The 5,381-nt window shown below is 68.1% G+C and carries 6 protein-coding genes; 2 read left to right on the forward strand and 4 right to left on the reverse strand.

The genetic code is table 11. The features are described from left to right. A partial coding sequence (locus AC2VOG_RS18015) for an SDR family NAD(P)-dependent oxidoreductase (RefSeq protein ID WP_486941208.1) occupies positions 1-527 on the reverse strand: 527 nt, incomplete at its 3' end. Positions 528-625: 98 nt separating this feature from the next. After that, complete coding sequence (locus tag AC2VOG_RS18020; protein WP_486941209.1) at positions 626-1,528, reverse strand: 1,4-dihydroxy-2-naphthoyl-CoA synthase; 903 nt, start codon at positions 1,526-1,528, stop codon at positions 626-628. Between the two features lie 141 nt (positions 1,529-1,669). Here AC2VOG_RS18020 and AC2VOG_RS18025 point away from each other — a divergent pair, with 141 nt between their 5' ends. Beyond that, positions 1,670-2,383: a VIT1/CCC1 transporter family protein gene (locus AC2VOG_RS18025; RefSeq protein ID WP_486941210.1), complete on the forward strand. Its 714-nt coding sequence runs from the start codon at positions 1,670-1,672 to the stop codon at positions 2,381-2,383. A gap of 3 nt (positions 2,384-2,386) precedes the next feature. On the opposite strand, the gene AC2VOG_RS18030 is transcribed toward AC2VOG_RS18025, so the two are convergent. Next, positions 2,387-3,313: an aldo/keto reductase gene (locus tag AC2VOG_RS18030; protein ID WP_486941211.1), complete on the reverse strand. Its 927-nt coding sequence runs from the start codon at positions 3,311-3,313 to the stop codon at positions 2,387-2,389. Positions 3,314-3,396: 83 nt separating this feature from the next. On the opposite strand from AC2VOG_RS18030, the gene AC2VOG_RS18035 reads away from it, so the two are divergent. Then, positions 3,397-3,945 (forward strand): TetR/AcrR family transcriptional regulator, encoded by a 549-nt coding sequence (locus AC2VOG_RS18035; RefSeq protein ID WP_486941212.1) that lies wholly within the window; start codon positions 3,397-3,399, stop codon positions 3,943-3,945. 125 nt (positions 3,946-4,070) lie between these two features. Here AC2VOG_RS18035 and AC2VOG_RS18040 read toward each other — a convergent pair. Continuing rightward, positions 4,071-5,381 (reverse strand): AMP-binding protein (locus tag AC2VOG_RS18040; protein WP_486941213.1); only part of this gene is annotated, 1,311 nt, incomplete at its 5' end.

Below are 5,381 nucleotides of genomic sequence, written 5' to 3' on the forward strand. Positions count from 1 at the left end.
GCGACGTTGATGATGTGCCCGTCGCCGCGCTGCAGCATTCCGGGCGCAATGCCGCGGATCAGCCGCAGTGGTGAGTAGTAGTTGAGCACCATGGTCCGCTCGACGTCGTGCCAGCGATCCAGCGACTCGGCCAGCGGCCGGCGGATCGACCGCCCGGCGTTGTTGACCAGGATGTCCACTCCGCCGAAACGCTTCTCGACGTCGGCGACCAGGGCGTCGACCGCGTCGAGGTCGGACAGATCGCAGGGGATCGCGATCGCGTCGCCGCCGTTGGCGGTGATCCGGCCGACGACCTCGTCGAGCAGATCCTGGCGCCGCGCCACCGCCACCACGGTCGCGCCGCGGCGGGCGAACTGCTCGGCGGCGCATTCGCCGATCCCGGACGAGGCCCCGGTGAGCACGACGCGCTTGCCGGCCAGGTCGATTTTCGTAGCTCCCGGGTTGGGCAGCAGACGTGGCAACAGCGGTGGGCGCATCGAGTTCAACGTGATCTGTTCGGCCAGTCGTCGAAGCGGGTTCTTACTCACGGTCGGAAGTCTAGGCCGCGCCCCGGGGGCTCGACGGTGACGCGGGCGTCACGCTCGGACTTCACCGTGACGCCAGCGTCACGCTCGACCAGCGCCGACTAAAAGTAGCGGGGAAACGGACTCCAGTCCGGCGGCCGTTTCTCCAGGAACGCGTCGCGGCCCTCGACCGCCTCGTCGGTCATGTAGGCCAGCCGGGTGGCTTCGCCGGCGAACAGTTGCTGACCCACCAGCCCGTCGTCGAGCAGGTTGAAGGCGTACTTCAGCATCCGTTGCGCCTGAGGCGATTTCGCGTTGATCTCGGCCGCCCACTGAATGGCCTCGGTCTCCAGCTCGGCGTGGTCGACGACGGCGTTGACCGCGCCCATCTGATGCATCTGCTCGGCGGTGTAGGGCCGGCCCAAAAAGAAGACCTCGCGGGCGAATTTCTGGCCGACCTGACGGGCCAGGTAGGCGCTGCCGTAGCCGCCGTCGAAGCTGCCGACGTCGGCGTCGGTCTGCTTGAAGCGGGCGTGCTCGCGACTGGCCAGAGTGAGGTCGCAGACCACGTGCAGGCTGTGTCCGCCGCCCGCGGCCCAGCCGTTGACCAGGCAGATCACCACCTTGGGCATGAACCGGATCAGCCGCTGCACCTCGAGGATGTGCAGCCTTCCGGCCCGGGCGGCGTCGACGGTGTCGCTGGTGTCGCCGGACGCGTACTGGTAGCCGCTGCGGCCGCGGATGCGCTGATCGCCGCCCGAGCAGAACGCCCAGCCGCCGTCCTTCGGCGACGGGCCGTTGCCGGTCAGTAACACCACTCCGACGTCGGGCCACATCCGGGCGTGGTCGAGCACGCGGTAGAGCTCGTCGACGGTGTGCGGGCGAAATGCGTTGCGCACCTCGGGCCGGTTGAACGCCACCCGGACGGTCGCATCGGTGACGTGGCGGTGGTAGGTGATGTCGGCCAGATCGGCGAACCCGTCGACCGGAGTCCAGTGTTCAGTGTGAAAAGGGTTGTCAGTCAAGGCTATTAAGTTCCGTCCAGTCGAAACACCGTGCAGCGTCTGCTACCGCCTATACGGCGACGGTACCCGTCGCATCGGGGAGCGCTTTGGCAAGGCTATGTTTCCTGGCGGTCGAGCGTTGGGTTCTCTAACGTGTGCCCGGTGTCCACCGAGTTCCATCCGCACGAGCCCCACCGGGGGTCGGTTTCCGCACGACTGAATTGGCTGCGCGCGGGGGTGCTGGGTGCCAACGACGGGATCGTGTCAACGGCCGGCATCGTCGTCGGAGTCGCCGCGGCGACCGTGGCGCGGGGCCCGATCATGACGGCGGGAATCGCCGGCCTGGCGGCCGGCGCGGTGTCGATGGCGCTGGGCGAATACGTCTCGGTCAGCGCGCAGCGCGACACCGAAGAGGCGCTGTTGCGCCAGGAACGTTACGAGCTTCGTACGGACCCCAGCGCCGAGTTGGACGAACTCGCCGAACTGTATGAAGCCAAAGGTTTGTCAGCCGCGACCGCGCGTACGGTCGCCGAGGAACTCACCGATCACGATCCGTTCGCCGCACACGCCGAGGCGGAACTGGGCTTGGATCCCTCCGAACTGACCAACCCGTGGCAGGCGGCGCTGTCCTCGTCCTTGTCGTTCAGCATCGGTGCGCTGCTACCGCTAATCGCCATCCTGGTCGCACCCGTTGCGCTGCGAATACCGATCACCGTCGCGGCGGTGCTGCTGGCGCTGGTGGTCACCGGGTTGGTGTCGGCGCGCCTGGGCGGGGCGCCGAAACACCGCGCGGTGTTACGCAACTTCGTCGGCGGGGGCTTGGCGCTGGCGATCACCTACGTGATCGGTCATCTGGTCGGCGCGGCGATCGGCTGACCACTAATCCTGTTCGACGAACCCCTCGATGCCGTCCGGCATGGCGCTGGTCCCGGGCGCGGTGACGGCGTCCAAGCGGGCCAGCACGTCGGCGCCCAGCACGACGCCGCCGGCGCCGAGGTTCTCCTCGAGGTGGGCGATCGACCGCGTTCCCGGAATCAACAACGTCGTGGGCGCATGCGCCAGCAGCCAGGCCAGCCCCACCTGCGCCGGTAGGACATCGAGTTCACCGGCAATGTCGACCACCACCGGGTTGTCGGCCACCTTGGGGAACCCGGGGAATGCCGAGCCGAGCGGGAAATACGGCACCCAGGCGATGTTCTCGGCGGTGCAGACATCGAGCATCGCCTCTTGCGAGCGGTCCAGCAGGCTGTAGGAGTTCTGTACGCACGCGATGCCGGCGGGCAGTGCGCGTTGCAGGATCTGCAGCGGCACGCTGCTGACGCCGATCGCGCCGATCTTGCCCTCGTCGCGCAGCGCGATCATCTCGGCCAACTGGTCGTCGAGGTCGACGATCTGGTCACCTTCGGCCTGCACTCCCGGCCCGAGGTCCATCCGACGCAGGTTCACCACGGGTATCTGGTCGAGGCCCAGTTGGCTGAGGTCATCCTCGACGGCGGCCCGCAGATCGGCCGGCCGTTGCGCCGGCGCCAGCGGGATCGGGCTGTCGCCGGTGAAGCGGGCGCCGACCTTGCTGACGATCACCAGATCGTCGGGGTAGGGCGCCAGCGCCGCGCGGATCCGGCGGTTCACCTCGCCCGGGCCGTAGAACGATGCGGTGTCGATGTGATCGACGCCCAACTCGACTGCGCGGCGTAGCACGGCGACCGCGTTGTCGACCGACGTCTCGAACAACTGCATGGCGCCGTAGCCGACCCGGGCCACCGAGTGGGTGCCGATGCTGGCCGAGCCGCCGAGTTTTTCGGTCATGGTGCTCCAATCGTGAGACACTGGTAGGAATGCGGAGGTTCCTCCGTTTCATCGACCGTAGCAGAACCGGAGGAGGCTCCGCTTTGGTAGGGACCGGGCGGTCCGACGCTCGCCGCAATCGGGAGAAGCTGCTCGAGGTCGCGACCGCGGCTTTCTCCGCCGCCGACGGGCGGCCGGTGTCGCTGGAATCGATCGCCCGGGACGCCAGAGTGGGGATCGGCACGCTTTACCGCCATTTCCCCAACCGTGAGGCGCTGGTCGAGGCGATCTACCGCAGCGAGCTCGCCGAAGTGGCCGAGGCGGCCGCGACACTGCTCACGCGGCATCCACCCAAAACGGCGCTGCGTCGCTGGATGGATCGCTACGCGAGCTTCGTGGCCGCCAAGCGCGGCATGGCCGCATCGCTGCACGCGATGTTCGACTCCGGCGCCATGCAGCCCAACGACACCCGCGCCAAGATCGCCGGCGCCGTCGACCTGCTGCTGCGGGCCGGTGCCGACGACGGCAGCCTGCGCTCCGACGTTCAGGCCGACGACGTGGTGTCCAGCCTGATCGGCGTCTTCCTGGCTAGCGGTTCACCCGAGCAGACCGGCCGATTGCTCGATCTGTTGGTGGCCGGCATCGCGGCTTAGCCGCGCCTACATCGCGCCGGGTGTTGCGCGTCGCGGTGACGATCGTGCAGCCCGGACGCCGAAACTGCGGCCAGCCGCATACTCGAGCCCGAAACCGCGGCCAGCCGCGTTTTCGCGGCAACAACCTAGCCGACGGCGCGGCCGGCGCCTTCCCAGAACTGCGCGCGGACGGCCTTCTTGTCCGGCTTGCCCAGCCCGGTCAACGGCAGCGCGTCGACGACCACCACGCGCTTGGGTGACTGCACCGAGCCCTTGCGGTCCTTGACCGCGGACTGGACCTCGGCGGTCATCGCTTCGACCGCGGCGTCGTCGCGGGCCGCGTCGTCGCGCAGCACCACCACGGCGGTGACGGCCTCGCCCCACTTGTCGTCCGGCGTGCCGACCACGCAGACCTGCGCCACCGACGGATGCTCGGCGATGACGTCTTCCACTTCGCGGGGAAACACGTTGAAGCCGCCGGTGACGATCATGTCCTTGACCCGGTCGACGATGAAGTAGAAGCCGTCGTCATCCTCGCGGGCCATGTCGCCGGTGTGCAGCCAGCCGTCCTTGAAGGTCTCGGCGGTCGCTTCCGGTAGATGCCAGTAACCGCCCGCCAAAAGCGGCCCGCTGACACAGATCTCGCCGGGTTCGCCCTGCGCGACGGGCTTGCCGTCCTCGCCCAGCAACGCGACGCGGGCGAACAGCGTCGGACGCCCGCAAGACGTCAGCCGCTTCTCGTCGTGGTCGCCCTTGGCCAGGTAGGTGATCGCCATCGGCGCCTCGGACTGCCCGTAGTACTGGGCGAAGATCGGGCCGAACCGCTTGATGGCCTCGGCCAGGCGTACCGGGTTGATCGCCGACGCACCGTAGTACACCGTCTCCAGCGACGACAGATCCCGGGTCTTGGAATCGGGGTGGTCCATCAACGCGTATAGCATCGACGGCACCAGCATGGTGGCCGTAATCTTTTGCTCCTCAATGACTTTGAGCACCTCGGCCGGGTCGAATCGGCCCAGCACCACCATCTCGCCACCCTTGACTACGGTCGGCGTGAAGAACGCGGCGCCGGCGTGCGACAGCGGCGTGCACATCAGGAACCGCGGGTGCTCGGGCCACTCCCATTCGGCCAGCTGGATCGCCGTCATCGTGGCGATGTTCCCGGTGGTGCCGATGACGCCCTTGGGCTTGCCGGTGGTTCCACCGGTGTAGGTCAGGCCGCCGACGTGGCCCGGTGGCAGGTCGGCCACGGTGATCGGCCGCGGCGAGTACTTCGCGGCCTCGGCGTTCAGGTCGACGGCCACATCTTGCAGTTCTTCGGGGACGGGGCCGATGGTCAGGATCTGCTTCAGCGAGTCGACCTTGTCCAGCAGGCCCAATGCGCGCTCGACGAACATCGGAGTGGGGTCGATGATGAGCGCGGTGGCACCGGCATCGGAGAGCACGTAGGCGTGGTC

The sequence above is a fragment of the Mycobacterium sp. TH-M11 genome (assembly GCF_057473725.1).

Bases quoted from the DNA above. Each gene is read 5' to 3' on its own strand.
- AC2VOG_RS18030 (WP_486941211.1), bottom strand. From the start codon at position 3,313: ATGACCGAAAAACTCGGCGGCTCGGCCAGCATCGGCACCCACTCGGTG.